Below are 1,908 nucleotides of genomic sequence, written 5' to 3' on the forward strand. Positions count from 1 at the left end.
GCACGGTGGCCGTGCAGGTGGACGGCGGCATCACGGAGGAGACGATCGTGCGCGCGGCGGAGGCGGGCGCGGACTCGTTCGTGGCCGGATCGGCGGTCTACGGCAAGGACGATCCTGCCGCGGCCATCGACGCTCTGCGCGAAACCGCGAGGGCGCATCAGGGCGGCTGAATCGAGTGCTCCACGCCGCGATCGAATCCCGTGTTCGGCGGTGTCAGCGCCCGCTATGAGCGGCGTGCGAGCGCCACGAATGGTGGCGAGAGAGTACCGTTGCGCGGACGAACTTTCGTGCGAGTCGCGCACACCGTGGCATAATGCACATCACAACGTGTTCCGGGGTCGGTGTAAGTCCGAACCGGCGGTTACAGTCCGCGAACCGTGAACGCTCGTCGCACAGAGTCACGCGATGATGCGGGAACGGCCGAACCGGTGAAATTCCGGTACCGACAGTCACAGTCTGGATGGTAGGCACACGTGATATCGGCTCGCCACCCCTTGGCAGGGGTGCCGTTGCGATGCTCATACCCATGAGCATGATCCGTTATCTCCGCCCCGGAGCCGCAAGGTTTGAGGGCGAGAGGATATTCCGTGGACGTATTGCGCTGGCTGTTCGACGCGCAACTGCAGGTGGGTAACGGATTCATCCTGTGGCGTGAAGTCCTGGGTAACGTGTTCGGATTGCTGTCCGCACTCGGCGGCATGCGCCGCAAGATCTGGGCCTGGCCCGTGGGCATTCTGGGCAATCTGATCCTGCTGACCGTGTTCCTGGGCGCCGTGTTCGATACGCCCAATCCGGTCAACCTGCTCGGCCAAGCTGGCCGCCAAGTCATGTTCATTGCCGTGTCCGTGTATGGCTGGGTGCAGTGGCGCCGTTCGAGGGGCGACAACCAAGAAGCCGTGACACCGCGCTGGGCCTCCGGCAAACAGCGCTTTCTCCTGATCGCCGCGCTCGTTTTCGGTACCGCGCTGCTGACCCCGATTTTCCGCGCCCTGGGTTCCTACGAACCGGTCTGGGCGGATGCCTGGATCTTCATGGGCTCGCTGCTCGCGACGTATGGCATGGCCAAGGCTGGGTCGAGTTCTGGCTCATCTGGGTGGCCGTTGACCTGGTGGGTGTGCCGCTGCTGTTCTCCGCCGGCTACTACGCCTCGGGTCTGATGTACGTGTTCTACGGAGCATTCACGCTCGTGGGCTTCTTCGTGTGGTGGCGCGTGAACTCCAACCAGCGCAAACAGGCCACGATCGAAACCGGTTTCCCGGACCTCCACCTGAAAATGGGGGACGACTCCAAATGACTCCGTCCGTGCAGGTCCAGGCCGATGAGAACTTCACTCCCGCCGAACACACGGCCATGGTTGCCGCGCTCGACGCCGCAGCGTTGGGCGTGCGCGGGGCCAACCCCGTGGTGGGTGCGGCCCTGCTGGACACCCACGGTCGGATCGTGCACTCCGGACATCACAGCGGCGCGGGCACCCTCCACGCCGAGGCGGACGCACTGCGAAAGGCCCGTGAGGCGGGCACTGATCTCACCGGCGTCACCATGGTCATCACGCTGGAACCCTGCAACCACACGGGCCGCACGGGTCCGTGTACCAGGGCGATCCTGGACGCGGGAATCGACAACGTCATCTTCGCCGTCCAGGACGGCACGGAAGCTGCCCGCGGAGGAGGCCGGTTCCTCGCGGAGCACGGTGTGAAGGTGCGGCAAGGACTCATGGCCGAGCAGGCCGCGGATCTCAACGACCGGTGGTTCACGGCCCAATCCCAGAACCGTCCGTTCGTGACCCTCAAGATCGCCCAGTCCCTGGACGGCAGAGTAGCCGCCCCGGACGGAACCAGCCAGTGGATCACGGGCCCGGCGGCCCGGGACGCCGGCCATGAGATCCGCGGCGCGTGGACGCGATCCTGA

Annotated in this window: 1 protein-coding gene, 2 pseudogenes and 1 riboswitch; all 3 genes and pseudogenes read left to right on the forward strand. The window is 65.4% G+C overall.

The annotated features are described in order from the left end of the window. Nucleotides 1-170 (forward strand): annotated as a pseudogene (locus YO9_RS0115930) (ribulose-phosphate 3-epimerase); the annotation flags it as partial. Between the two features lie 154 nt (nt 171-324). Beyond that, a riboswitch (FMN riboswitch) is annotated at nt 325-476 on the forward strand. 111 nt (nt 477-587) lie between these two features. Beyond that, a pseudogene (gene pnuC / locus YO9_RS0115935) lies at nt 588-1,294 on the forward strand (nicotinamide riboside transporter PnuC). Beyond that, nucleotides 1,291-1,908, forward strand: coding sequence for a bifunctional diaminohydroxyphosphoribosylaminopyrimidine deaminase/5-amino-6-(5-phosphoribosylamino)uracil reductase RibD (ribD, locus tag YO9_RS0115940; protein WP_223286721.1), 618 nt, complete (start codon nt 1,291-1,293; stop codon nt 1,906-1,908). The pseudogene pnuC and the gene ribD overlap by 4 nt, the downstream one beginning before the upstream one ends.

Source organism: Kocuria atrinae C3-8 (assembly GCF_000286355.1).
Classification (GTDB): domain Bacteria; phylum Actinomycetota; class Actinomycetes; order Actinomycetales; family Micrococcaceae; genus Kocuria; species Kocuria atrinae_A.

What these genes read in the sequence shown, in the direction of transcription:
- ribD (WP_223286721.1), top strand. Translation starts at nt 1,291, where the DNA reads ATGACTCCGTCCGTGCAGGTCCAGGCCGATGAGAACTTCACTCCCGCC.